Below are 24,806 nucleotides of genomic sequence, written 5' to 3'. Positions count from 1 at the left end.
ACGCGGACGTCGTCCGGGGCGGCTCGGTCGGGTCGGGCCGCTGGCGGCGGCCGTGCAACCGGGCGACCTGGGTCAGGCCTGGCAGGCCGCCAGCGCGGACTGGAACTGCTCGCTGGTGGCGGTGTCGCCGACGTCGTTGACCCGGTTGCCACGCAGCGCGTAGTAGCGGTCGGCGTGGATGATCATCGGGCTGCCGAAGCCACACATCTTCTTCTCGGGCTTGACGGCGGTGCCGCCATCCGAACAGGCGGTGTAGTCCGTCGGGAGGTCGAGCCCGTCGACCCAGACGTCCGCGCACACCGGGAGGCCGTTGGCCGGGTCGGTGGCGGGCTCGGCCGGTGTCGTCTCCGAGGGCGTCTCGGTGGGCGTCTCGGTGGGCGACTCGGTGGTGCTGGACTCGGCACTCGTGGACTCGGAGGCCTGGTCCGCACCCGACTCGGAGCCACAGGCGCCGAGCACCGAGGATCCGAGCACCACGGCGCAGAGCAGCGCGCCCGAGCGGGCTGAGCTCTTCCAGATGGCGACCATGCGCTCCACTGTAAGTGACATGCCGACGGCCACCACATCACCGTCGGCCCTCGCGCGGGTCGGAGCGAGTAGCCTTCGCTGCCGGACACGAACGACCGAGGAGGAGCGATGAGCACCACACCGAACCGGGTCTTCCTCGCCCGCCTCGTCGGGCTGCCGGTCTTCGACCCGCTGGGCGACCAGGTGGCGAAGGTGCGCGACATCGTCGTGGCCCTGCGCACCGACAGCACGCAGCCCCGCGTCCTCGGCATGGTCGCGGAGGTCTTCGGCCGCAAGCGGATCTTCGTGCCGATGACCCGGGTCACCAACATCGACTCCGGACAGGTCCACACGACCGGACTGCTCAACATGCGCCGCTTCGAGCAGCGCTCCACCGAGACGCTGGTGATGGGCCAGATGCTGGACCGCCAGGTCACCATCACCTCGACAGGCGTCACCGGCACCGTCTACGACGTCGCGATGGAGCAGGCCCGCAACCGCGACTGGGTGCTGTCGAGGGTGGCGATCCAGGAGCCGTCCAAGGGGTTCCGGCGCCGCGGCCAGACCCACACCGTGGAGTGGCGTGACGTCACCGGGCTCACCCGGCGGCAGGACGCCCAGGGCGCCACCCACCTCATCGCCGCGCTCAACGAGATGAAGCCCGCCGACGCGGCCAACGTGATCCACGACCTCCCGCCCGAGCGGCGTAGCGCCGTCGTGGCCGCGCTCGACGACGAGCGCCTCGCCGACGTCCTCGAGGAGCTGCCCGACGAGGACCAGGTCGAGATCCTGGAGCACCTCGACTCCGAGCGGGCGGCGGACATCCTCGAGGAGATGTCGGCCGACGACGCCGCGGACCTGATCGCCGACCTCAACCCCGAGACCGCGGCGACCCTGCTGGGTCTGATGGAGCCCGACGAGGCCGAGGACGTGCGGCGCCTCATGTCGTACGTCGAGGACACCGCCGGCGCCATGATGACGCCCGAGCCGGTCATCCTCTCCCCCGACGCGACCATCGCCGAGGCCCTGGCGCACGTCCGCGACCCCGAGCTCACGCCCGCGCTCGCCGCGCTCGTCTACGTCTGCCGCCAGCCGCTCGAGACGCCCACCGGCAAGCTGCTCGGCGCCGCCCACATCCAGCGGCTGCTCCGCGAGCCGCCGTCGACCCTGGTGGCCGCCGCCCTCGACGAGGCCCTGGACCCGTTGCGTCCCGACGCCCGCATCGAGGAGGTCGCCGCCCACCTCGCGACGTACAACCTCGTGGCCGCGCCCGTCGTCGACGACGAGGGTCGGCTGCTGGGCGCCGTCACGGTGGACGACCTCCTCGACCACATGCTCCCCGACAACTGGCGCGACAAGACGGTGCGACCCGGCCCGATCAGCGACCGGCCCCTCCGGACCCCGAGGACCGGTGGCCGATGAGCGACTCCCGCGCCCGCACCCGCCTCGACACCCCCCGCGAGGCCCGTCGACACCTCGTCCGGCGGCCCAGCTACGACTCCGACGCCTTCGGGGTCTTCGCCGAGCAGTTCGCCCGCTTCATGGGGACCGCCAAGTTCCTCATCTACATGACGCTTTTCGTGATCATCTGGGTCACGTGGAACGCGCTGGCGCCGGCGGACCTGAAGTTCGACCCGTTCCCCTTCATCTTCCTGACGCTCATGCTCAGCCTCCAGGCGTCGTACGCCGCTCCGCTGATCCTGCTCGCGCAGAACCGGCAGGAGATGCGCGACAAGGTGGTCGCCGAGCAGGACCGCCAGGCCAACGCCCGCGCCCACGCGGACATGGAGTTCCTGGCCCGCGAGGTGGCCTCGCTGCGGATGTCGGTGGGCGAGGTGGCCACCCGTGACTTCCTCCGCTCCGAGCTGCGCGGCCTGATGAGCGACATCGAGGAGCTGACCAGGCCCGAGCCCGAGCCGTCGGAGGAGACAGGCGGCTCGTAGACTCATCGATCATGAGCACTCCCACGCAGCAACAGGTCATGGACGCACTCGCGACCGTGAACGACCCCGAGATCAAGCGCCCCATCACCGAGCTCGGGATGGTCGACTCGGTGGAGGTCGCCGAGGACGGCTCCGTCGCCGTCCACGTGCTGCTGACGGTCTCCGGGTGCCCGCTCAAGGACACCATCAACCGCGACGTCACCGCCGCCGTCACCTCGGTCGCCGGGGTCACCTCGGTGGACCTCACCCTCGGCGTGATGACCCCCGAGCAGCGGGCGAGCCTCAAGGAGGTCCTCAACGGCGGCAAGGCCCAGCGCGAGATCCCCTTCGCCCAGCCCGGGTCGCTCACCAAGGTCTACGCCATCGCCAGCGGCAAGGGCGGAGTCGGCAAGTCGTCGGTGACCGTCAACCTCGCGCTGGCGCTGGCCGCACAGGGGCTCAAGGTCGGGGTCGTCGACGCCGACATCTACGGCCACTCGGTGCCCGCCATGCTCGGCATCGCCGACGCGCGCCCCACCCAGGTCGACGACCTGATCATGCCCGTCCCGACCCCCTCGGGCGTCTCGGTCATCTCGATCGGGATGCTCAAGCCGCGCCGCGACCAGGTCGTCGCCTGGCGCGGCCCGATGCTCGACCGGGCCCTCGTGCAGATGCTCGCCGACGTCTACTGGGGCGACCTCGACGCCCTGCTCCTCGACCTGCCGCCCGGCACCGGCGACATCGCGATCTCGCTGGGCCAGCACCTGCCGAGCGCGGAGGTCGTCGTCGTCACCACGCCGCAGGAGGCCGCGGCCGAGGTGGCCGAGCGGGCCGGCACGATGGCCTCGATGATGCACCAGCGCGTCATCGGCGTCGTGGAGAACATGAGCTTCCTGACCCTGCCCGACGGCTCCACCATGGAGGTCTTCGGCAGCGGCGGCGGTGACCGCGTCGCCGAGACGCTCTCGCAGCGCTTCGGGTACGACGTACCGGTCCTGGGCCGCATCCCGCTCGACCCGTCGCTGCGCGAGGGCGGGGACGCCGGCAAGCCGATCGTCGAGTCCGACCCCACCGCCCCGGCGGCCGTGGTGCTGCGCTCGGTGGCCGACCGGCTCGCCGGACGGGGTCGCGGACTGGCCGGCATGCAGCTCGGTCTCACCCCGACCGCTAAGTTCTGACCCATGTTCGGGGTCGGTCTGTCCGAGTTGGCACTCATCGCCCTGGTGGCGGTGCTGGTGTTCGGGCCCGAGCGACTCCCGGTGATGGCCAAGCAGGCGGGCATCATGCTCCGCAAGGCCCGGGCGATGGCCGACTCGGCCCGCGACGAGCTGCGCACCGAGCTCGGCCCGGAGTACTCCGACCTCGAGCTGCGTGACCTCGACCCGCGCAACATCGTGCGCAAGCACATCATCGAGGCGATGGAGGACGAGGACGACCGGCCGGCGAAGGAGCCGGAGCTCGCCGAGGGCCAGATCCCGCCGTACGACGTCGACGCCACCTGATCCGAGGCGCCACCGGACTGCGGGAAAACTGTCGGGCCGACAACCAGGACGAGCTCGGGCGCGTCGCACGATCAACACCGCCACCCGAAACGAGCTCGACCATGCCTGCCAGCCGCATCCTCGCCTGCCGCACCCTCGTGCCGCTGCTGCCCGCGTCCCTCCTCCTGTGGTCCGGTCCCGCCGGGGCCGACGACACCGCCGAGGTGGGCACAGCCGCGACCACCTCGGTCCACACCACCGGCACGCAGCAGGTCCGCCTTCAGGCACTCCCCCAGGTGGTCCAGCAGGGGCCGCGGGCCGCCCCGGCCGCCTGGGCGAAGGCCGCCGTCACCGCCACCGTCAGGCCGGTCTTGGCCGGTCGCCCGGTCCGCCTCCAGGTCCAGCGCGGCCTCTCCTGGCGGTACGTGGACAGGGTGAAGCAGGACCGGGCCGGTCGGGCGCAGTTCGCCGCCCCGGTCTCCGTCGACGGCCAGCCGCTGACGTACCGCGTGAAGGCACTCCGGTTCGGCGGGCTCGACGGAGTGGTGAGCGAGCCCGTCAGCACGGAACGCTGGCTGGCGCCGACCTGGGGCGACGAGTTCGCGGGCACCGCCCTTGGCCCCTCGTGGAGCCACCGGGGCCAGACCTACGAGCCGCAGAGCCTGCGCCGGTGCTCGAAGGGGCACCCCAGCGCGGTCCGCGTGCGCAACGGTGCCGTGCGGCTGAGCGTCATCAGGGACCGCAGCAGGACCACCAGGTGCCGGGCCGGGGTGCGCGGCCAGCCCGGCCGCCGGTACGCCTACCGCCTCCAGGGCCACATCGGCACCCTGGGCGCCTTCGCCTTCCGGTACGGCGTCGCCGCGGCGCGCGTCAAGTTCCACCACTCGCGTGGGCAGCACGGCGCCTTCTGGATGCAGCCCCTCGGGGGCATGTACCCGGGAGGCCCCGGGCACGAGATCGACATCATCGAGTACTTCGGCGACAAGCACCCCCTGGGCGGCCTGGGCACGTTCATCCACCGCTACGAGGGCGACACGGTGGTCAAGACCGGCGCTCGGATGACGAAGTTCAGGTCGTTCCTCAGGAGCCGGCGTGACGGGTGGTCGAAGAACTTCCACGTCTTCTCGGTGGAGTGGACGCCCCGGATGCTCGTCTTCCGCATCGACGGCAAGGAGACCTACCGCATCCGCGGCGGCATCTCCACCGACCACCAGTACCCCATCCTCAGTATCCTGGCCTCGGACTACGAGATCCCGAAGATGAAGGACAGCCGGCTTCCCCAGCACATGTTCGTCGACTGGGTCCGCGTCTGGGAGACCGGTCCCTGATCGTCCCCTGGGTGAGCGGTTCCGTCCGCGCTCAGCGCGACTGGACCGCCGCGATGCCGTCGAAGGCGACCAGCAGCCGCGCCCCCGCCGGTGGCTCGACCTCGACGAAGTCCTGACCCACCCGGCGCACGACCGCCTCGTGCTGGGACCCGTCGGCCAGGTGCAGCAGGCAGCGCGCCTGCGACTCCGCCAGCCGTCGCAGCGCCGACCCCAGGCCGAGCTTCTGCAGGGGTGACCAGGCGACCTCGGGGACCGAGCGCTCCGAGGCCCCGTGGACCACGTGGATGCGCGCCGTCCGGACGATCCAGTCCTGCTGGTGCCCGCGCAGCAGGCACCAGCCGTCTCCGGTACGCCGCAGCGTGCCCTCGACCCTGCCCACGCCGGCCACCTCCAGGGCCACGACCGACCCCACGGACGCCACCAGCCGCCCGGCCAGGAGGACGTGGTGGTACTCCGCGCGGCTGCGGTCGACGAGCTCCGCGCCGCGCTCCACGTCGTACAGGGCCGACGCCTGCCCCTCGAGGTCGTCGAAGAGCTCGAAGAGCTGCTCGTCCCAGCGCATGACCCCGACCCTAGCCTGTGCACAACCCGTTGACATCCGTCGCAAAACTTCTTTGAATGATGCAAACGGACGCAAACGAAAGGTTCGGGATGTCTCGGGGGAACGCATCAGGGATCCGGTGCCTGGTCGTGTGGCTGGGCGCGAGCGCCGCGCTGGCCGCCACGGCGTGGCTGGCCGGCGGGACCGCAGCCACGCTGGCCCACGCGGCGACGTGGCAGCGCAGCTTCGAGGACCTGCTGGTGGCCGTGTGCGCCGCGGTCGTGCTGGGCTGCGGCGCTCGCCTGTGGGTGGTCACCACCGCCACGGCGGTCGGGCTGGTGCGAGGTCGAGTGCCCCGGGAGGCGCGCGGGCTGACCCGTCGCCTGGTGCTCGCCGCCTGCGGGGCCGTCGTCGTCGCGGGGGTCGCGACCCCCGCGGTCGCCGGCCAGGGCGGCGACACCGACCGCCTGGTCGGGCTACCGCTGCCCGACCGCGCCACCGCGAGCTCGTCACCCCCGGTCGGGGCCGCTCCTCCCGCCCGAGCGGCTCCTGTCGCCCACCGGGCGCCCGTGGCGGCCCCTGACGAGGTCGTGGTACGCAGCGGCGACTCCCTGTGGACCCTGGCCGCCGCCCGGCTCCCCCGGTCCGCGGGACCAGCCGAGGTCGATCGGGCCTGGCGAGAGGTCTACGCCGCCAACCGCGCCGAGATCGGCGCCGACCCCGGCCTCATCCGCCCGGGCCAGCGGCTGCAGCTGCCTCCGACCGACGAAGGGGACGTCCGATGAGCCCCCGCACCAGCCCGATCGCCACCACCACCAGGAGAGGACCGTCCATGACCACCACCCGGCAGACCCAGCCCCACGCCGAGGTCATCCCGATCCGCCGCTCCGTGCCCGTGGCCAGTGTCCAGGGTGCGCTCGCCCTCGACCTGACACCGCGGCTCGACCCGCCCGACGTCGACGGAGGGCTGGACGCGCCCCGCTTCGACCTGGTCGCCGTGGACGGCGAGCGGCGGCACCGCCTCGACGCGTTCGTGCACCGCTACCTCAGCGCGGCGGTGGAGATCGCGATGGGCGACCGGCCGCTGAGCCAGCTGCTGCGCCACACCGAGCACCGGCTCTACCAGGAGCTCGGCCGCCGGGCCGCGACCGTCTCCGCGGCCGCCGGCACCACCCCCGCCACCGGCCGTGGACGCGGTGCGATCCGTCCCACCGTAGCCTCGGTCCGCACCAGCCTCGTCGCGGCCGACGCGCTCGAGGTCTCGGCCCGGGTCCGCCACGGCCAGCGCTCCCGCGCCCTCGCCGCCCGCTTCGAGGCCCGCGACGGACGCTGGCAGTGCGTCGCGCTGGTCTTCGGCTGACGGGGCCGCACGGGGCCGACGTCGTTCCCCAGCACGCACACGGCCGGACCCGCAGCGTGCGGGTCCGGCCGTGAGGAGGGGCGTGGGGCGATCAGCCGCCCATGGTGGCGCGGCCGGTGGCCCCACCGGGGGCGCCGTGGCAGCGCTTGAACTTCTTGCCAGAGCCACAGGGGCAGACGTCGTTGCGACCGACACCCGCGTACTCGTCGGAGACGGCCTCGGCCTTCACCTCGACCTCGCCGTCCTCGGAGGGCGCGGAGTAGGCGAGGTTGGTCGGCCGCTCCTTGCGCTCGAGGCCCTTGGCCCGGAACTGCGGCGCGTGGCCCTGGGCCTCGCCCATGTCGATCGCGGGCGCCGCGGCGGCCGCACCGACGGGGGTCGGCTCGTGGTCGTGGTCGTGGTCATGCGCGTGGTCGTGGTCGTGCTCGTCGTCACCGTCGTCCTCGGTGACCTCGACCTGGAGGTTGAAGAGGAAGCCGACCGACTCCTCCTTGATGCCGTCCATCATCGCGGCGAACATGTCGAAGCCCTCGCGCTGGTACTCCACGAGCGGGTCGCGCTGCGAGTAGGCCCGCAGGTAGATGCCCTCGCGCAGGTAGTCCATCTCGTAGAGGTGCTCGCGCCACTTGCGGTCGAGCACGGAGAGGATGACGCGCCGCTCGAGCTCGCGCATGACCTCGTCGCCGACCTCGGCCTCGCGACGGTCGTACGCCGCCTGGATGTCCTTCTGCAGGTCCGCGACGAGCGCCTCGCGACTCATCCCGGCCCGGCCGCCGGCCGCCGCCTCGACGCCCTCGGCGTCGAGGCTGCAGGGGTAGAGCTGGCCGAGCGCGGTGAAGAGCTTGTCGAGGTCCCAGTCCTCGGCGTAGCCCTCGGTCGACCCGGCGACGTAGCCGGCGATGACGTCGTTGGCGAAGGTGCGGATCTGGTCCTCGAGGTCGGCGCCCTCGAGCACCCGGCGACGCTCGCCGTAGATGACCTCGCGCTGCCGGCTCATCACGTCGTCGTACTTGAGGACGTTCTTGCGGGACTCGAAGTTCTGCGACTCGACCTGGCCCTGGGCGCTGGCGATGGCGCCGGTGACGCGCTTGTTCTCGATCGGCACGTCGTCGGGCACCTTGAGCACCTGCAGGACGCGGTCGACCCAGTCGGACTTGAAGAGGCGCATCAGCTCGTCCTCGAGGGACAGGTAGAAGCGCGACTCGCCCGGGTCGCCCTGGCGACCGGAACGACCTCGGAGCTGGTTGTCGATGCGACGCGACTCGTGGCGCTCGGTGCCGACGACGTACAGGCCCCCGAGCTCCTTGACCTCGTCGTGCTCCGCGGCGACCTGGGCCTTGATCCGCTCGACCATGGCGGGCCACGCGGCGTCGTACTCCTCGACGTTCTCCACCGGGTCGAGGCCCTGCTTGCGCAGCTCCTGGTCGGCGAGGAAGTCGACGGAGCCACCGAGCATGATGTCGGTGCCTCGACCGGCCATGTTGGTGGCGACGGTGACCGAGCCCTTGTGCCCGGCGAGCGCGACGACCTTGGCCTCGTCCGCGTGCTGCTTGGCGTTGAGGACGGTGTGCGGCACGCCCTTCTTGCGCAGCAGCCCGGAGAGCAGCTCGGACTTCTCGACCGACACGGTGCCGACGAGGACCGGCTGGCCGACGGCACTGCGCTCGGTGATGTCCTCGACCACGGCGAGGTACTTGGCCTCCTCGGTGCGGTAGACGAGGTCGGGCTGGTCGACGCGGGCCATCGGCTTGTTGGTGGGGATGGGCACCACGCCGAGCTTGTAGATCTTGTCGAACTCCGACGCCTCGGTCATGGCCGTGCCGGTCATGCCCGAGAGCGTGTCGTAGAGCCGGAAGTAGTTCTGCAGGGTCACGGTGGCGAGGGTCTGGTACTCCTCGCGGACGGTGACGCCCTCCTTGGCCTCGATCGCCTGGTGCAGGCCGTCGTTGTAGCGACGCCCGGCCAGCATCCGGCCGGTGTGCTCGTCGACGATGAGCACCTCGCCGTCCATGACGACGTACTCCTTGTCGTTGCGGAACAGCTCCTTGGCCTTGATGGAGTTGTTGAGGAACGAGATGAGCGGGGTGTTGACCGAGTCGTAGAGGTTGTCGATGCCGAGGTGGTCCTCGACCTTGGTGATGCCGGGCTCGAGGACGGAGATGGTGCGCTTCTTCTCGTCGACCTCGTAGTCCTCGTCGATGCGCATCGTGCGCGCGATCGTCGCGAACTCGGCGTACCACTTCACCTCGTCCTGGGTCGGGCCGCTGATGATGAGCGGGGTGCGCGCCTCGTCGATGAGGATCGAGTCGACCTCGTCGACGACGGCGAAGTTGTGGCCGCGCTGGACACAGTCCTCGATGGAGTCGGCCATGTTGTCGCGCAGGTAGTCGAAGCCGAGCTCGTTGTTGGTGCCGTAGGTGACGTCGCAGGCGTAGGCCTCGCGGCGCTCGGCGGGACGCATCGACGGCAGGATCACGCCGACGGTCAGGCCGAGGAAGTGGTGGACGCGGCCCATCTGCTCGGACTGGAACTTGGCGAGGTAGTCGTTGACCGTGACGACGTGGACGCCCTTGCCCTCGAGGGCGTTGAGGTACGACGGGAGCACCGCGACCAGCGTCTTGCCCTCACCGGTCTTCATCTCGGCGATGTTGCCGAGGTGCAGCGCCGCCGCACCCATGATCTGCACGTCGAAGGGGCGCATGCCCAGCACCCGCTTGGAGGCCTCGCGCACCGTGGCGAACGCCTCGGGCATCAGGTCGTCGAGCGCCTCACCCTTGTCGAGCCGCTCGCGGAACTCCACCGTCATCGCGCGGAGCTCGTCGTCGCTCATCGCGACGAAGTCGTCCTCGATGGCGTTGACGGCCTTCACGATCGTCTCGAGCTGGCGCAGGATCTTGCCTTCGCCGATGCGGAGGAGCTTGTCGATGATGGCAGGCACGGTGATGCGACTCCGTTGAGTGAGAGTGAGTTGTGCAACGTACGGGCGGCCGGATGGCCGTCGATCATGCTACCCACGCCACCCAGCGGCCGCTGCAACGGCGGCCAGCGACGGGGCCAGGTCGCCGCGCTCCCCCACCACCACCTCGCCCAGCCCGAGCCAGCCCGCGAGCCGGCCCAGCTCGGCGGCCAGCTCCTCGGGCGTGTCGGGCGGCGCGTCGGGCTCGGCGAAGGCGCCCTGCACGAGCAGCCGGCCGGTCGCCCGGTCGGCCTTGAGGTCGACCCGCGCGACGATGCGGTCCCCGAGCAGGAAGGGCAGCACGTAGTAGCCGTGCACCCGCTTGTCCGCCGGGACGTAGATCTCGATCCGGTAGGAGAAGCCGAAGAGGGTCTCGGCCCGCGAGCGCTCCCACACGACGGGGTCGAAGGGCGAGAGCAGGGCCCGCGCCCCCACCCTCCGCGGCAGGCGGGCGTCGCGGTGGAGGTACGCCGCGCGCGTCCAGCCCGGGACGGTGACCGGGCTCAGCTCGCCGGCCTCGAGGAGCGTCTCGACCGCGGCTCGGGTGTCAGCGACGGACATCCGGTAGTAGTCGGCGAGGCAGCGCACCGACGCGACGCCGTGCGACCGCGCGGCGCGGCGTACGAGCTCGACGTCCGCCTCGGCCCGGGTGGGCGTCGGGGCGGCCAGCACCGCGGCCGGCAGCACGCGCTCGGGAAGGTCGTAGAGCACCTCGAACTGGGAGGTGCGCCCGGCGATCGCCACGTCGCCGACCAGGAAGAGGTAGTCGAGGACCTTCCGTGCCTGCGACCAGTTCCAGCCCCAGTGCTCCTTGGTGCGCGGTCCCTCCGAGAACTCCTCCTCCAGGTCCCGCGCCGTCACCGGCCCCCGGTCGCGGACCGCCGCGAGCACCCCGGGCTCGAGGGCCGGGTCTGCGGTGAAGCCCCACTTGCCCCGTTGGGACCGGTAGCCGGCCATCCGGTGCTGCATCACCGGCCAGAGGTCGACGGGCATGAAGGCCTGGACGTGCGCCCAGTACTCCACCATCCGCCGCGGGCGGCGCTCGGAGGCACGGCGCAGCAGGTCGACGTCGTAGGCGCCCATCCGCGAGTAGAGCGGCATGTAGTGGGCGCGCTGGAGGACGTTGACCGAGTCGACCTGCAGGACCCCCGTCCGCGACAGGGTGCGCTCGAGCGTGCGCATCGTCGGCTCGGCGTGCGCGCGGTCGGTGAAGCCCTGGGCGGCCAGCGCGATGCGGCGCGCCTGCAGGGTGGTGATCCGCTCGACCGCGCTCACGGCAGGTCGAGAAGCTTTTCCTTCATCGCGTACATCACGGCCTCCATCCTCGAGTGGAGCTGGAGCTTCTCGAGGATGTTGCGGACGTGGTTCTTGACGGTGTTCTCCGAGATGAAGAGCTCCTTGGCGACCTCGCGGTTGTTGAGGCCGCGGGCGACGAGGCGCAGCACCTCGAGCTCGCGCTCGGTGAGCTTGAGCGCGGTGCTCTGCTGCTTGTCGGGCTTGGACATCTGCTTGAACTCGTCGATGAGCTTGACCGCCATCGACGGGCTGATCAGCGACTGTCCCTCGTTGACGACCCGGATCGCCTGGGCGACCTCCTCGATGGAGGAGTCCTTGAGGAGGTAGCCGGAGGCGCCGTTCTTGACCGTCTCGTAGAGGTCACCCTCCTCGTCGGAGACGGTGAGCATGATGATCTTGGCCGACGGCACGGCCTCCTTGATGGCCCGGCAGGCCTCCACGCCGGTACGCCGCGGCATCCGGACGTCGAGCAGCACGACGTCGGGCGCGAGCGTCGTCGCCAGGTCGGTGCCGGCGATCCCGTCGTCCGCCTCGCCCACGACCTCGATGTCGGTGTCCTGCGCGAGCAGCATGGTCAGTCCCCGGCGGAACAGCTCCTGGTCGTCGACGACCAGGACGCGGATCGGCTCGTGGGGGGTGGTGCCTGGAACACCCGTTGCCTCGGTCACACGCGCATCATTGCAGAAGCCGACGTGACCGAGGCAACGAGTGCATCGCTCAGCGGTCCAGGTCGAGGGAGATGACGCCGTAGTCGTAGCCGCGACGGCGGTAGACGACGGAGGGCCTCTCGCTCTCCTTGTCGACGAACAGGTAGAAGTCGTGGCCCACGAGCTCCATCTCGTAGAGGGCCGTGTCCAGGGTCATCGGGCTCGCACCGTGCGACTTCTCCCGGACGACGAGCGGTCCGTCACCGGTGACCGTGATCGGTCCGACCTGGCGCTCGGTGACGACCTCGTCGTCGGTGTCGGTGGTCTCCGCCTGCGGCATGTCGGCCAGGGCCTGGGCGACGGACACCGGGGCGTGGCGGCCGTGGTGCACCCGGCGGCGGTCGGCGGCCCGGCGCATCTGGGCGGCCATCTTGTCCATGGCGAGGTCGAGCGCGCCCATCTTGTCCTCGGCGGCGGCCTCGGCGCGGATCACGGGCCCCTTGGAGAAGGCGGTCAGCTCGACGCGGACGGCTCGATCGTGTTGACGCGGATTGCGTTCCTGCTCCACCTCGACCTGTACTCGCATGATCCGGTGGTCGTGCTTCTCGAGCCTGGCGAGCTTCTCCGAGACGTGCTCACGAAACCTCTCCGACACCTCGCAGTGCCGTCCGGTGACCACAACATCCATGTGAACCTCCTGGTAGCAGGAACTACTTCATCGGCCCACCCGAGCAGTGAGGCGCCCGGGCGTGCCCGGGTCCTCGGACAGGTGGGATGGAGTCCGCCCGGCCGACCTGGTCTTCGTCCCCACAATCGCCTGCAGGGGCTTCCGCAACTTGGATGTCACTACCGGCCCTCTCCCGACCACCGTCGTATATGACGACGGCTGCGAGGCAGGACTTACGTCTAAGCCGCACCGTGATCGGCTGTCTCCAGCCTTACGTGGACCGTTTCGCCTGCGACTGGCATCGGCTTGCCACCCGTGCAGCTGCGCGATCCCTGACGGGCGCGCAGGTGTCCGGATGACGCAACCACGGACCCGGACGGACTCCATGTACAGACGCTAGCCCCTCCCCGGTGATGGGCCAAGGGACAGGGGTCCCGAATGGGACACGCCAACCGTCCCGGTCCCGGGGAGGCGTCGGCGGGTGGCCGCCACGACGGCCACGGCGACCGGGGCGAGGCCCACCGCGGCGAGCGCACGCTGGGCCTCCCGGGCGGTCGCGCCGGTCGTGAGGACGTCGTCGCAGAGGACGATGCGAGCCCGGGTACGCCGCGCGGCGAGGCGCCGCAGGCCGGGTGCCGGGCAGCTCATCGACCCGGCCAGGTTGGCGCCCCGCTCCGTGGCCGTCAGGCCCGCCTGGTCCCGCACTCCCCCGCGGGAGACGAGCAGCGCGGCCGGCAGCGCGTCGTACGACTCGCGGACCAGGAGCCCGGCGGCACCGCGCACCAGGGCCCCGGTCGGGTCGTAGCCGCGCCGGCGGCTGGAGCCGGGACGCGACGGGACCGGCACCAGGACCAGCGGCGAGCCGTCGGGCGGGCCGGCCGCGGCGCGCACGGACGTCGCCAGCAGACGGGCGAGCACCCGGGCGAGCGACCACTGCCCGCGGTCCTTGTGACCGACCACGAGGGCCCTCAGCGTGTCGGCGTAGGGGCCGGTCGCCCACGGCGTCACCAGTCCGTGCGGCACCGGGCTGGGCCAGCTGACCGTGGCCCGGGCCGGCAGCCCGGCACGGCACGCCGGGCACAGCATCCGGCCCGGACGTGCGCATCCGACGCAGCTGCTCCCGAGGAGCAGGTCCAGGGCCGCGTCTCGCACGGGTCCATCGCACCAGCGCGGCGGCCCGGCGTCGAGGGTCGTCCGCCCGGCTGTGGAGGGGCTCAGCCGACGTAGGTCAGCGAGGTCAGTCCGGACGGCAGGGCAGCGAGCCGCCGCGACGGGGCGGTGAGGTCGATGACGTCCTCGCCGGCGACGGCGTAGACCTCGGCACCCTCGACGGGAGACCCGACCAGGCTGCGGAACGCGCCCCGGACGCGGCCGGAGCCGGACGTGACGATCTCCCCGGGGGCACCGTCGACGGACACCGTGCGCACCTGGGAGAGGTCCTCATTGATGTCGGAGAGCACCGACACCGCGGTCGGCGTCCGCCAGGTGATGTCGCGGACCTGGCCGGAGGCGTCGGGCTCATAGGCGAGCTTGCGGGCCTGGGTGGCGCCGAGCACGCGGCCGCGCTCGTCGTGCAGGACCCGGCCGGCGACCACCCGGTCACCGTCCTTGCCGGAGACCACGGCCACGAGGCGGCTGCCGTCGCGCGAGACGAGGAGCTGCTCGACGTCGCGGCCGCTCACGCCCGGCACCTGGACGGCGCGCACCTGGGCGCCGTTGACGACCAGGACGCGCGCCCGGCCGCCCGCGCGGTCGACCAGCCACATCCGGTCGGCGAAGTCCCACGCGGGCGCCAGCAGGTCGCTGGCGCCGCTGACCACCTGCTCGGCGGGACCCTCGTCGTCGACCGGTGCGACGATCACGCTGCTCCCGTCGCCGGAGATGCCGGCGACCCGGGTGCCCTCGAGGTTGACCCCGATGGAGCGGACGCCGAGCCGCTCGACGCCCAGGGGTCCCGTGGTGGCGAGCAGCGAGGCCACGGTGCCGCGCACGAGGCGGCCGTCGACCAACCCGAAGACGTCACCGGTGGACTGCGCGCCGGTCGGGTCGTAGGCGCTCCCGACGTCGAGGTCCACCTGGGTGGCCCCGCCCGGCAGGCCGAGCTCGCGGTCCCCGATGGTGAGCTCGACGGCGCGGATCCGGGGCTCCTGCCGAAGCGTCCAGATCAGCTGGGTGAGCATCAGCTGGCTCGTGGTCTCGTCGACCGCGGCCGGGTCGCCGTCGAGCGCGACCCTGGCGATGCCCGCCGACGTGATCGGCACGGAGAAGGCCGAGGTGAAGCCCTCCGGGAAGTAGGTGCGCTCGATGCGCGGATCCATGCTCTCCGACGGCAGCAGCCCCGGGACCAGGTAGGAGGCCACCTGGTCGCCCTCGGGGATGTAGACGGGCTCGGGCACCAGGATGGTGGTCGTCGGGTCGAAGAGGTAGAGCGAGGCGCGCCGGTAGGAGTCCTCGAACCACGACTCGGGGACCACCAGGGCGTCGGGCACCTCGGAGATGCGCCACTGGCCGTTCTCCGAGGTCAGCCCGAGCTGGAGGGTCACGGCGTCCCGCGAGCGCTGCCAGGCGCCACGGTCGTCGTACTCGTTGATGGTGGCCATCGGCACCTGGACGGTGAGGTCCCCGCCGACCGGGTCGCCGATCTCGCCGTAGGTGACGATCGCGTCGTCGGGCCGCCAGGCGCGCTGCGCCTCCTCGCTGAGGAACTGCCGCGCGACGCTGGTGGTGATCGGCCGGGCCTTCATGGCCTCGAGGAAGTGGGTGACGATCTCGGAGGCCGACTCGCCGGGCTGCGGCGGCTTGGGGTCGAAGTCGAACGGGGCCCGGGGCGCGGTCACCGTCGAGGTCTGCACCTCGGTGACCGGGCCGTCGGTCGGCATCCGCGCGCAGGCCGACAGGGCGAGCACGACGGCGAGCACGCCCGTCAGGGCGGCGGGGCGCTTCATGCCGACTCCAGGGTGTCGGTGGGCACGAGGGGCAGCGGGCTGTGGCGCAGCGGCTGGGAGAGCCGACGCGGCAGGGTGAGGCGGAACTGGGCGCCCTCGCCCGGTCGCCCCCAGGCCTGGAGCCAACCGCCGTGGAGGTGGGCGTCCTCGAGGGAGATCGACAGCCCCAGCCCGGTGCCGCCGCTGGTCCGGGCCCGGGCCGGGTCCGCGCGCCAGAAGCGGTTGAAGACCATCGCCGACTCACCGGGCCCGAGGCCGACGCCGTGGTCGCGCACCGCAATCGCGGCGGAGTGCTCGTCGCCGGCCACCAGCAGGCGGATGGGGCGACCCTCGGCGTGGTCGATCGCGTTGGTGACGAGGTTGCGCACGATCCGCTCGACCCGGCGGGGGTCCGCCTCGGTGAGGCACGCGTGCCCGGGCTCCTCGACGACCACCTGGGTGTGGCGCTGGTCGGCCAGGGCGCGGGTCATGTCGACGACCTGGCGGGCCACGTCGACGAGGTCGACGTCCTCGGCCTCGAGGACGGCGGCGCCGGCGTCGAACCGGCTGATCTCGAGCAGGTCGGCGAGCAGCGTCTCGAACCGGTCCAGCTCGAGCTGGAGCAGCTCGGCGGCCCGCGCGGTGACGGGGTCGAAGCTGGCCCGGGCGTCGTGGAGGACGTCCCCGGCCATCCGCACGGTCGTGAGGGGCGTCCGCAGCTCGTGGGAGACGTCCGAGACGAAGCGGCGCTGGAGACGGCTCAGCTCCTCGAGCTGGCGGATCTGGCGCTGGAGGTTGGAGGCCATCTGGTTGAACGACGTCGCGAGACGCGCCAGGTCGTCCTCGCCGCTCACCCTCAGCCGCTCCTGGAGCTGGCCGGCGGCCAGCCGCTCGGCGACCCGGCGGGCCATCCGGATCGGGGTGACCACCTGGCGGGCCACCAGCCAGGCGAGGCCGGCGACGAGCAGCAGCAGCAGCGCGCCCGCCGTGAGGAGCGCCCGGGTGACGAGCGCCATCGTCTCGCGCTCCTCGTCGAGCGAGTAGATGTAGTAGAGCGTGTAGGTGTGGTTGTCGGCCGGCAGCGTCACCTGGCTGCCCACCACCACGCCGGGACCGTCGGGCAGGCCCGAGATGGGCCGGGTGGTGGTGATGTCGGTGTAGGTCCAGGCTGTCGCGGCGGGCTCGTCGAAGTGCTGCTGCAGGCTCTCGGGGACGCTGCTGGTGTCGAGGCCCTGGGTGAACTGCGCGCCACCGTCGGCGAGCCGGCTGCCGGTCCCGACCGAGGGCGAGAGCACCACCGCGAAGCCCCGGGCGGCACCGCGGGAGATGAGCGGCTCGACCACGTCCTCGCGCTGGCCGGCCTCGTTGGTGTCGGTGCCCGACGCGGCCGCGAGCTGCTCGCGGGTCTGGGCCGTCTCGTTCTCCACCTCGGCGACGACCTGGTCGACCCGGTTGTCCAGGAGGCCGTCCCGGGTCTGCTGGATGAGGATCCAGCCCACGATGCTCACGACCAGCGCGGACAGCAGCACCGTGGACGCGACCACGCGCGCCTGGACCGAGCGTCGCCAGAAGGTCAGCGCGCGGCGCACGGCGTACGACAGTCGGTCGATCGTCTGTTGCAGCCCCGGGGGCGGGGAGAGGGTGGACATGGGTGCAGGACGACCCGGCCTACGCCGTGCCGGCCTTGTAGCCCACGCCGCGCACGGTCACCACGATCTCGGGGTTCTCCGGGTCGTGCTCGACCTTGGAACGCAGCCGCTGCACGTGGACGTTGACCAGCCGGGTGTCGGCGCTGTGCCGGTAGCCCCAGACCTGCTCGAGCAGCACCTCGCGGGTGAAGACCTGCCACGGCTTGCGCGCGAGGCACACCAGCAGGTCGAACTCGAGGGGGGTGAGGTTGACCGCCGCACCCGCCCGGGTCACCGAGTGGCCCGACACGTCGATGGCCAGGTCGCCGATGGTGAGCGCCTCGGAGGTCGGCGCGTCGGAGCGGCGTACGCGTGCCCGGATGCGGGCGATGAGCTCCTTGGGCTTGAACGGCTTGACGATGTAGTCGTCGGCCCCGGACTCGAGGCCGACGACCACGTCGACGGTGTCGCCCTTGGCGGTCAGCATGACGATCGGCACGCCCGACTCGGCGCGGATCTCCTTGCAGACGTCGATGCCGTCCTTGCCGGGCAGCATGAGGTCGAGGAGGACCAGGTCGGGGCGGAAGCTGCGGAAGGCCTCGAGGGCCTCGTCACCGCGACCGACGACCTGGCTCTCGAACCCCTCCTGCCGCAGCACCAGCGAGAGCATCTCCGCCAGGGACGAGTCGTCGTCGACGACCAGGATGCTGCCCCTGGTGGGATGCTCTGCAGGTGGTGTCATGCCGCCAAGTCTGCCTCAGTAACGGTAGTGGTCGGACTTGAACGGGCCAGCGATGTCGACGCCGAGGTAGGCGGCCTGCTCCTTGGTGAGCTCGGTGAGCTCGACGCCGAGGGCGTCGAGGTGCAGGCGAGCCACCTCCTCGTCGAGGTGCTTGGGCAGCACGTGCACACCGAGGTCGTACTCGTCGGCCTTGGTGAAGAGCTCGATCTGCGCCAGCACCTGGTTGGTGAAGGAGTTCGACATGACGAACGACGGGTGGCCGGTCGCGTTGCCGAGGTTGAGCAGGCGTCCCTCGGACAGGACGATGACCTTCTTGCTGGGCTTGTCCTCGGTCGCCGGGAAGATCCACTGGTGGACCTGCGGCTTGATCTCGTCCTTGACGATGCCGGGGATCTTGGCCAGGCCCGCCATGTTGATCTCGTTGTCGAAGTGACCGATGTTGCCGACGATGGCCTGGTGCTTCATCTTGTGGAAGTGCTCGACCGTGATGATGTCGAAGTTGCCGGTCGTGGTGATGAAGATGTCGGCGGTCTCGACGACGGACTCGAGGCGCTTGACCTCGTAGCCGTCCATGGCCGCCTGCAGCGCGCAGATCGGGTCGATCTCGGTGACGATGACGCGGGCACCCTGGCCGCGCAGCGACTCCGCGGAGCCCTTGCCGACGTCGCCGTAGCCGCACACGACGGCGACCTTGCCGCCGATCATCACGTCGGTGGCGCGGTTGAGGCCGTCGATCAGCGAGTGGCGGCAGCCGTACTTGTTGTCGAACTTGGACTTGGTGACCGAGTCGTTGACGTTGATCGCCGGGAAGAGCAGCGTGCCCTCGCGGAACCGGTCGTAGAGGCGCAGGACGCCGGTGGTGGTCTCCTCGGAGACGCCCTTGATGTCCTTCGAGATGTTGGTCCAGTGCTGCGGCTTGGTCGCGACCGAGCGGGCCAGGACGCGCAGCACCTCCTTGAACTCCTCGTTGTCGGTGCTGTCCTGCGACGGCACGACGCCGGTCTTCTCGAACTCGACGCCGAGGTGCAGGAGCATCGTGATGTCGCCACCGTCGTCGAGCAGGACGTTGGGGCCGCCCTCGGCACCGTGCTCATCAGTGAAGGCGAAGACCTTCTCGGCCTCGTCCCAGTACTCGGCCAGCGACTCGCCCTTCCAGGCGAAGACGGGCGTGCCCCGGGGGTCGTCGACGGTGCCGTCGCGACCCACGACGACGGCAGCGGCCGCGTGGTCCTGGGTGGAGAAGATGTTGCAGGTGGCCCAGCGCACGTCGGCACCGAGGTCCACGAGGGTCTCGATGAGCACGGCGGTCTGGATCGTCATGTGCAGCGAACCGGCGATGCGGGCGCCCGCGAGGGGCTGCTCCGCGCCGTAGCGCTCGCGCATGGCCATCAGGCCGGGCATCTCGTGCTCGGCGAGCTCGATCTCCTTGCGGCCGTACTCGGCCAGGCTGAGGTCGGCGACCTTGAAGTCCATCAGTTGTCTCCTGAAGTCTGTGGAGCGTGTCTGCGCCGCACATCTGTGCACCGTCGGGATCTCCCGCGCGGACCTCAGAAGCGTAGGACTGGGCTCACAGATTCGGAGAATCCTCGGCCGGGGTCTCCTCGTGGGTCTCCGAGCCGTGCCCGCCACCGATGCCGAAGGCGTGCAGGACCGCGAGGACGAGCCCACCGACGAGCAGGCCCACGACCGCCGAGGCGAGCGTGTTGACCAGCCACCCGGCGAAGCTGCCGAGGGCTCCACCGATGGCGTCGTGGACGGCCTCCTCCCAGTGGTGGATGACGTCGTACGGCGCGTGCAGGACGTCGCCGAGCCAGGTGCCCTCGAGGAGGCCGTCGGTGCCGCCGATCTCGTAGAGGCTGACGAGGAAGATGTGGCCACCGACCCACAGCATGGCCAGGGTGCCGATCAGCGAGATGGCGGTCAGCAGCCTGGGCATGGCGCCCACGAGCCCGGCGCCGACCTTCTGGGCGAGCGCGGAGGACTTCTGGGTGAGGTGCAGGCCGACGTCGTCCATCTTCACGATGAGCGCCACCACGCCGTAGACGAGCACGGTGATCATGAGGGCGACGACGGCGAGGACGATCGCGCGCATCCAGATGCTCGCGTCGGGGTCGGAGCTGACGACCTCCTTGAGCGCGATCACCATGATCTCGGCGGACAGGATGAAGTCGGTGCGGATGGCGCCGGCGACGGTCTTCGCCTCGTGCTCGGGGGTGAACTCCCCCTGCACGGCGATCTCCTCGACGGCCTCCGCCTGCGGGTCGTGGTGGCTGACCTTCTCCCACACCTTGTGCGCGCCCTCGTAGGCGAGGAAGCCACCGCCGAAGATGAGGATCACGGGCAGCAGCTGCGGGAGGAACTGTCCCAGCAGGACCGCCGCCGGGAGGATGAAGAAGAGCTTGTTGCGCAGCGAGCCGATCGCGATCTTCTTGATGATCGGCAGCTCGCGCTCGGCCGCGGAGCCGTGGAGGTACTGCGGGGTGACGGCGGTGTCGTCGACGACCACGCCGGCGGCCTTGGCGCTCGCCCGGCCGGCCGCGGCACCGATGTCGTCGACGGACGCCGCGGCGACGCGGGCCAGCGCGGCCACGTCGTCGAGCAGGGCGAAGAGTCCTGCGGCCATCAGGCGGTCTCCCTCATGTCGTTCACGGGCGAAGCCTATCCGCGCGGTGGACGTCCCCTGCACGCGACCGAGGGCGGCCGGGACGAATCCCGGCCGCCCTCGTGGACGTGGTGCGGTGCTGCGTCAGCCCTGGAGGCCGAGCGCGAACTCCACGCCGCCCTGCGGGTCGATGCTGGCGTCCAGCACCTTGTCGTCGAGCTCGGTGGCGGCTCCGGCGTCGAGGTAGACGGTGGCGCCGTCCTGCTCGAGCGTCGCGTCCCCCGGCTGGGGGCCGTCGGTGGCGCTGATCGCGAAGGCGGGCTCGGGCGTCGCCTCGAGGGCGATGCGCAGACCGGCTTCGTCGGCCCCGCTGGCCTGGGTGGTGATCTCGCGGACGATGGTGCTGGCGTTCTCGGTGAGGGTGAGCATGTGCTCTCCTTCCGATGAGGTCAGGGACTCCTCCACCGTGGCAGGCGAGGGCCGACGATTCAAACGCGCCCCCCTCCCCTCGGGTGTCCGGCCGCGCGGATCGGTCCTCGACTCAGTCCTCGACGAACCCGATCCGCAGGTACTCCGAGGCGTAGGTGCCCTGGAGGACCAGGGAGGCGTACCGCGCCACCTCTGTCGCGGCGTCCGTGCTGACCGTCTCGACGCGTACGTCGCGGCGCGCGGCCGCGGCCTGGAGCCGGCCGCGCTGCTCGCGGACCACCGGGTCCTCGGCACCGTCGTCGAGCACGAGCAGGAGCGGGCGCAGGTCGGCGGGCGCGTCGGTGGCGTCGGCGAACGGGTCGGCGAAGACGTCGCGGGGCCGGGCCGCCTCGAGCACCGGGACGAGGTGCTCGGCGTCACCGGCCAGGGCGGTGCGACCGGAGGCCCGGCGGATGGACTCGGCCACCCGGCGCGCGGCGCGGGCGGCCAGCACGGACCCGCCCCAGACGATCGGGTTGGTGTCGGCGAGGGCGATGGCGAGCATCTTGGCCGGGTTGACGGAGAGGTCCCGGAAGGGCGAGCACTCCTGGGCGACGGCGTCGAGCGCGATCGCCACGCTGTCGGCGTCGGCCCGGGGCCCGAGGCGCACCTGGGCGAGGTAGTCGAGCATCACGACGGCGGTGGCGAGCTGGTCGCCGGTGACCGTGGGCAGCACCGTCGTGTAGCGACCGGCGGCGTGCTCGGCGACCAGCGAGGTCGGCGGGCAGGCGACGACGACCTGGCAGCCGCGGCGTACGGCCTCCGCGACCGCGGACGCGGAGCTCCGGTCGGACCCCTCGGGGGCGAGCATCACGACCAGGTCGAGGCTCCCCGCCCACCCGGGCAGCGCCGGTCCGGGCCAGGCCACGAAGGGCACCGGGCACCAGGGCTCGAGCACGGCACGCAGCAGCCTCGAGTCGGGGCCCGCGGCGATGACCGCGCGGGGCTGGTCGAGGCCCTGCTGGCCGGCGATCGCCTCGGCCGTGGCGGCCGAGGCGTCGTGGGACTCGCGGCGGACCCGGGCGCCGCTCTCGGCGAGCGCTCGCAACGCCACGTCGTGGGCGCCCAGCACCCGCTCGTCGTCGAGCCTGGCCTCGTCGAACCACGTCACCATGACGTCAGGCCGGCTTGCGTGCCTCGTCGACCAGCAGCACCGGGATGTCGTCCTTGACCGGGTAGGCCAGGCCGCACGCGGTGCACACCAGCTCGTCGGCCTCCTCGCGGAGGTCGCCGTGGCAGTCGGGGCAGACGATGATCTTGAGCAGCTGGGGATCGATGTTCACGCGTCACTCCTGATGGTGGTGAGGACCTCGTCGCGGATCCGCTCCATGGTGGCGCGGTCGCGTCCTTCGGCGTTGAGGCGCAGCAGCGGCTCGGTGTTGGACGGGCGGACGTTGAACCACCAGTCGTCGTGGGTGACCGTCAGCCCGTCGAGGTGGTCGGTGCTGACGCCCGCGTGGTCGGCGTACGCCGCCTCGATCGTCGCGACCACGGCCGCCTGGTCGGCGACGGTGGAGTTGATCTCGCCGCTGACGACGTACCGCTCGTAGTCGGCGAGGAGGGCGCTGAGCGGCTGCTCGGTCTCGGCCAGCGCGGCCAGCGCGTGGAGGGCGGCGAGCATGCCCGAGTCGGCGCGCCAGAAGTCGCGGAAGTAGAAGTGGCCGCTGTGCTCGCCGCCGAAGATCGCCCCGGTCTCGGCCATCGTCGCCTTGATGTAGGAGTGGCCGACGCGGGTGCGCACGGGGGCGCCGCCGAGGTCGGTGACGATCTCGGGCACGGCCCGGCTGGTGATCAGGTTGTGGATGATCGTCGCGCCCGGCTCCTTAAGGAGCTCGCGCGAGGCGATGAGCGCGGTGAGCGTGGAGGGCGAGACCGCCCGGCCTTCCTCGTCGACGAGGAAGCAGCGGTCGGCGTCGCCGTCGAAGGCCAGCCCGATGTCGGCCCGCTCGACGAGCACCCGCTCCTGGAGGTCGACGAGGTTGGCCGGCTCGATGGGGTTGGCCTCGTGGTGGGGGAACGTGCCGTCGAGGTCGAAGTACATCGGCACCAGCTCGATGAGGTCCGTCCCGATGCGGTCGAAGACCGCGGGCGCGGTCAGGCCGGCCATCCCGCTGCCAGCATCGATCACGACCTTGAGCCGGCGGCCGTCGACGGGCGCCAGGCTCAGCAGGTGTGCGGCGTAGGCCTCGAGGACGTCCTCCTCGGTGATGCTGCCGGTGGCGATCGCCGGCTGGTGGCCGCCCCGCACCACGCTGTCGCGGATCTCCGCGAGGCCCGTCTCCGAGCCGATGGGCACGGCCCCCGCGCGGCACATCTTCATGCCGTTGTACGCCGCGGGGTTGTGGCTGGCGGTGAACATGACGCCCGCGTGGCCGAGGTGGCCCGAGGCGAAGTAGAGCTGGTCGGTGCTCGCCAGCCCGATCATCACGACGTCGGCACCCGCCGCGGTGGCGCCCGCGGCGAAGGCTCCGGCCAGGCCCGGCGAGCTGGGGCGCATGTCGTGCCCGACCACGATCACCGGGGCACCGACGACCTCGACGAAGGCGGCACCGGTGGCTCGCGCGAGCTCCTCGTCGAGCTGGTCCGGGACGATGCCGCGGACGTCGTACGCCTTGAAGATGGCACCGACGTTGGCGGCCTCGAGGGACGGCGAGGCGGGGGTCGTGGGCATGGCCCGCAGCCTAGACGTCACGCGCGCCGCGTGCGCACCGCGGTGGAGGCGTGGGAGCGAGCGCCAGGGTGCAACCCCGGGACCCGCCTCGATCGGTGGGCGTCCATGGCGACACGAGTGTGCGTGGATGCACCAGTACGCAGGCGTGCGTGGTGCATCCACGCACACTCGTGGTGCGTGTGGTCCCGCCGGGCGGAGTCAGTCGTTGCTGAGGACGCGGAGGTGCCCGCGTTTGGTGCCGTTGCGCGGGTCGTCGCCGCCATGGTCGACCGGACGCGGCGGCAGGGGGCGCTCGATCGGGCGGGCCGCCTCGCGGACGGCGTCGGCCAGCGCGAGCAGGTCGTCGGAGGACGGGCCCCGGGTGGACGGGTCCGGTGCCAGGCGCAGCACCTCCCAGCCGCGGGGGGCGGAGAGCCGCTCGCTGTGCAGGTCGCACAGGTCGTAGGCGTGCGGCTCGGCGTACGTCGCGAGCGGGCCCAGGACGGCCGTCTGGTCGGCGTACACGTAGGTGAGGGTGTTGACCGCAGTGCGACCGCAGGCAGTGCGGGAACAACGACGGCTGAGGCTCACCCGCCAGACGCTACCCGCCGCTCGGGTGCCTCGTGATTAGGCTCGCGGCATGGATGAGGTGCTCCCCCGCCGTCGCGTGACCCGGGACCGGCGCGGCCGGGGCATGCGCGGGCCCGGCGTGATGCCCGCGCGGCTGGGCGAGCCGGCGGTGCGCACGGCCCGCCAGCGCTTCGACGACCTGGTGCTCGGCATCGTCACCGAGGTCGACGAGCGGTGGCAGGCGCGGCTCGGGCTGGTGGAGTACGCCGTGGAGGACGCGCCGATGCTGCCCGACGACTGGGGCGACGAGACGGTGCCCCTGTCCTCGCTCGTGCGCGGCACGGGGGGTGACCCGACCCGGCTGGTGCTCTTCCGGCGTCCGATCGAGCACCGGTGCGAGGGCCGCGACGACCTCGAGGCGATGGTGCTCACCATCGTGGTCGAGCAGGTCGCCGAGCTCCTGGGCCTTCCGCCCGAGGACGTCGACCCGCGGTACGGCGACCAGCTCGGCTAGCCA

The 24,806-nt window shown here is 71.7% G+C and carries 25 protein-coding genes; 8 read left to right on the top strand and 17 right to left on the bottom strand.

Going from position 1 to position 24,806, the window contains the following annotated elements:
• Nucleotides 1-72 precede the first annotated feature (72 nt).
• Nucleotides 73-528 (bottom strand): hypothetical protein, encoded by a 456-nt coding sequence (locus tag DAE25_RS04925; protein ID WP_107765121.1) that lies wholly within the window; start codon nucleotides 526-528, stop codon nucleotides 73-75.
• 108 nt (nucleotides 529-636) lie between these two features.
• Between DAE25_RS04925 and DAE25_RS04920 the strand changes: the two genes are divergently transcribed.
• From DAE25_RS04920 to DAE25_RS04900, 5 genes are all read left to right on the top strand, one after another.
• Nucleotides 637-1,929, top strand: a complete 1,293-nt coding sequence (locus tag DAE25_RS04920) for a magnesium transporter MgtE N-terminal domain-containing protein (protein ID WP_107765120.1) — start codon at nucleotides 637-639, stop codon at nucleotides 1,927-1,929.
• On the top strand, nucleotides 1,926-2,450 hold the full coding sequence (locus tag DAE25_RS04915) for a DUF1003 domain-containing protein (RefSeq protein WP_107765119.1): 525 nt from the start codon (nucleotides 1,926-1,928) through the stop codon (nucleotides 2,448-2,450). The genes DAE25_RS04920 and DAE25_RS04915 overlap by 4 nt, the downstream gene beginning before the upstream one ends.
• Before the next feature lie 11 nt (nucleotides 2,451-2,461).
• The gene (locus DAE25_RS04910) at nucleotides 2,462-3,607 is read left to right on the top strand and encodes an Mrp/NBP35 family ATP-binding protein (RefSeq protein WP_107765118.1); all 1,146 of its coding nucleotides are present in this window, start codon (nucleotides 2,462-2,464) and stop codon (nucleotides 3,605-3,607) included.
• 3 nt (nucleotides 3,608-3,610) lie between these two features.
• A complete protein-coding gene (locus DAE25_RS04905; RefSeq protein WP_107765117.1) occupies nucleotides 3,611-3,931 on the top strand; it encodes a sec-independent translocase in 321 nt (106 codons plus the stop codon).
• A gap of 101 nt (nucleotides 3,932-4,032) precedes the next feature.
• Nucleotides 4,033-5,238, top strand: a complete 1,206-nt coding sequence (locus tag DAE25_RS04900; RefSeq protein ID WP_159083577.1) for a glycoside hydrolase family 16 protein — start codon at nucleotides 4,033-4,035, stop codon at nucleotides 5,236-5,238.
• Nucleotides 5,239-5,269: 31 nt separating this feature from the next.
• Here the strand turns inward: DAE25_RS04900 and DAE25_RS04895 are convergent, their stop codons facing one another.
• Nucleotides 5,270-5,800: a hypothetical protein gene (locus DAE25_RS04895; RefSeq protein WP_107765115.1), complete on the bottom strand. Its 531-nt coding sequence runs from the start codon at nucleotides 5,798-5,800 to the stop codon at nucleotides 5,270-5,272.
• A gap of 89 nt (nucleotides 5,801-5,889) precedes the next feature.
• Here DAE25_RS04895 and DAE25_RS04890 point away from each other — a divergent pair, with 89 nt between their 5' ends.
• Together DAE25_RS04890 and DAE25_RS04885 are read left to right on the top strand one after the other, a co-directional pair.
• Entirely contained in the window at nucleotides 5,890-6,564 is a 675-nt protein-coding gene (locus DAE25_RS04890) for a LysM peptidoglycan-binding domain-containing protein (protein WP_199907440.1), read from the top strand.
• Nucleotides 6,561-7,139: an Rv3235 family protein gene (locus tag DAE25_RS04885; RefSeq protein ID WP_159083575.1), complete on the top strand. Its 579-nt coding sequence runs from the start codon at nucleotides 6,561-6,563 to the stop codon at nucleotides 7,137-7,139. The genes DAE25_RS04890 and DAE25_RS04885 overlap by 4 nt, the downstream gene beginning before the upstream one ends.
• 91 nt (nucleotides 7,140-7,230) lie before the next feature.
• Here DAE25_RS04885 and secA read toward each other — a convergent pair whose 3' ends face one another.
• The 15 genes from secA to DAE25_RS04810 all read right to left on the bottom strand — a co-directional run bounded on the left by secA (nucleotide 7,231) and on the right by DAE25_RS04810 (nucleotide 24,310).
• Entirely contained in the window at nucleotides 7,231-10,077 is a 2,847-nt protein-coding gene (gene secA, locus DAE25_RS04880; protein WP_107765112.1) for a preprotein translocase subunit SecA, read from the bottom strand.
• 69 nt (nucleotides 10,078-10,146) lie between these two features.
• Nucleotides 10,147-11,370, bottom strand: a complete 1,224-nt coding sequence (locus DAE25_RS04875) for a winged helix-turn-helix domain-containing protein (RefSeq protein ID WP_234410858.1) — start codon at nucleotides 11,368-11,370, stop codon at nucleotides 10,147-10,149.
• Complete coding sequence (locus tag DAE25_RS04870) at nucleotides 11,367-12,059, bottom strand: response regulator (RefSeq protein WP_056886769.1); 693 nt, start codon at nucleotides 12,057-12,059, stop codon at nucleotides 11,367-11,369. Before DAE25_RS04870 ends, DAE25_RS04875 begins: the two co-directional genes overlap by 4 nt.
• Before the next feature lie 49 nt (nucleotides 12,060-12,108).
• On the bottom strand, nucleotides 12,109-12,726 hold the full coding sequence (hpf, locus tag DAE25_RS04865; protein WP_107765111.1) for a ribosome hibernation-promoting factor, HPF/YfiA family: 618 nt from the start codon (nucleotides 12,724-12,726) through the stop codon (nucleotides 12,109-12,111).
• Nucleotides 12,727-13,101: 375 nt separating this feature from the next.
• Nucleotides 13,102-13,857, bottom strand: coding sequence for a ComF family protein (locus tag DAE25_RS04860; protein WP_199907439.1), 756 nt, complete (start codon nucleotides 13,855-13,857; stop codon nucleotides 13,102-13,104).
• Nucleotides 13,858-13,919: 62 nt separating this feature from the next.
• The gene (locus DAE25_RS04855) at nucleotides 13,920-15,650 is read right to left on the bottom strand and encodes a GerMN domain-containing protein (RefSeq protein ID WP_107765110.1); all 1,731 of its coding nucleotides are present in this window, start codon (nucleotides 15,648-15,650) and stop codon (nucleotides 13,920-13,922) included.
• Complete coding sequence (mtrB, locus tag DAE25_RS04850) at nucleotides 15,647-17,278, bottom strand: MtrAB system histidine kinase MtrB (protein WP_107765109.1); 1,632 nt, start codon at nucleotides 17,276-17,278, stop codon at nucleotides 15,647-15,649. Before mtrB ends, DAE25_RS04855 begins: the two co-directional genes overlap by 4 nt.
• Nucleotides 17,279-17,297: 19 nt before the next feature.
• Complete coding sequence (gene mtrA / locus DAE25_RS04845) at nucleotides 17,298-17,999, bottom strand: MtrAB system response regulator MtrA (protein ID WP_056886765.1); 702 nt, start codon at nucleotides 17,997-17,999, stop codon at nucleotides 17,298-17,300.
• Between the two features lie 15 nt (nucleotides 18,000-18,014).
• Nucleotides 18,015-19,472 carry an adenosylhomocysteinase gene (ahcY, locus tag DAE25_RS04840; protein WP_107765108.1) on the bottom strand — a complete coding sequence of 486 codons (1,458 nt, stop codon included), beginning with the start codon at nucleotides 19,470-19,472 and terminating at the stop codon, nucleotides 18,015-18,017.
• Nucleotides 19,473-19,566: 94 nt separating this feature from the next.
• Complete coding sequence (locus DAE25_RS04835) at nucleotides 19,567-20,622, bottom strand: DUF808 domain-containing protein (RefSeq protein ID WP_107765107.1); 1,056 nt, start codon at nucleotides 20,620-20,622, stop codon at nucleotides 19,567-19,569.
• Between the two features lie 123 nt (nucleotides 20,623-20,745).
• Nucleotides 20,746-21,030 (bottom strand): Fe-S cluster assembly protein HesB, encoded by a 285-nt coding sequence (locus DAE25_RS04830; protein ID WP_107765106.1) that lies wholly within the window; start codon nucleotides 21,028-21,030, stop codon nucleotides 20,746-20,748.
• Nucleotides 21,031-21,142: 112 nt separating this feature from the next.
• The gene (locus DAE25_RS04825; protein ID WP_107765105.1) at nucleotides 21,143-22,183 is read right to left on the bottom strand and encodes an SIS domain-containing protein; all 1,041 of its coding nucleotides are present in this window, start codon (nucleotides 22,181-22,183) and stop codon (nucleotides 21,143-21,145) included.
• A gap of 4 nt (nucleotides 22,184-22,187) precedes the next feature.
• Nucleotides 22,188-22,352, bottom strand: coding sequence for a Trm112 family protein (locus tag DAE25_RS04820; protein WP_082600073.1), 165 nt, complete (start codon nucleotides 22,350-22,352; stop codon nucleotides 22,188-22,190).
• The gene (locus DAE25_RS04815; protein ID WP_107765104.1) at nucleotides 22,349-23,740 is read right to left on the bottom strand and encodes a phosphomannomutase/phosphoglucomutase; all 1,392 of its coding nucleotides are present in this window, start codon (nucleotides 23,738-23,740) and stop codon (nucleotides 22,349-22,351) included. Before DAE25_RS04815 ends, DAE25_RS04820 begins: the two co-directional genes overlap by 4 nt.
• Nucleotides 23,741-23,938: 198 nt before the next feature.
• Nucleotides 23,939-24,310 carry a DUF3499 domain-containing protein gene (locus tag DAE25_RS04810; protein WP_056887374.1) on the bottom strand — a complete coding sequence of 124 codons (372 nt, stop codon included), beginning with the start codon at nucleotides 24,308-24,310 and terminating at the stop codon, nucleotides 23,939-23,941.
• 49 nt (nucleotides 24,311-24,359) lie between these two features.
• Here DAE25_RS04810 and DAE25_RS04805 point away from each other — a divergent pair, with 49 nt between their 5' ends.
• Nucleotides 24,360-24,803 (top strand): metallopeptidase family protein, encoded by a 444-nt coding sequence (locus DAE25_RS04805; protein WP_234410857.1) that lies wholly within the window; start codon nucleotides 24,360-24,362, stop codon nucleotides 24,801-24,803.
• The last annotated feature ends 3 nt before the right edge of the window (nucleotides 24,804-24,806 follow it).

Source organism: Nocardioides terrigena (assembly GCF_003047265.1).
Classification (GTDB): Bacteria; Actinomycetota; Actinomycetes; order Propionibacteriales; family Nocardioidaceae; genus Nocardioides; species Nocardioides terrigena.
This window is presented reverse-complemented; position numbering and strand designations above follow the sequence as displayed.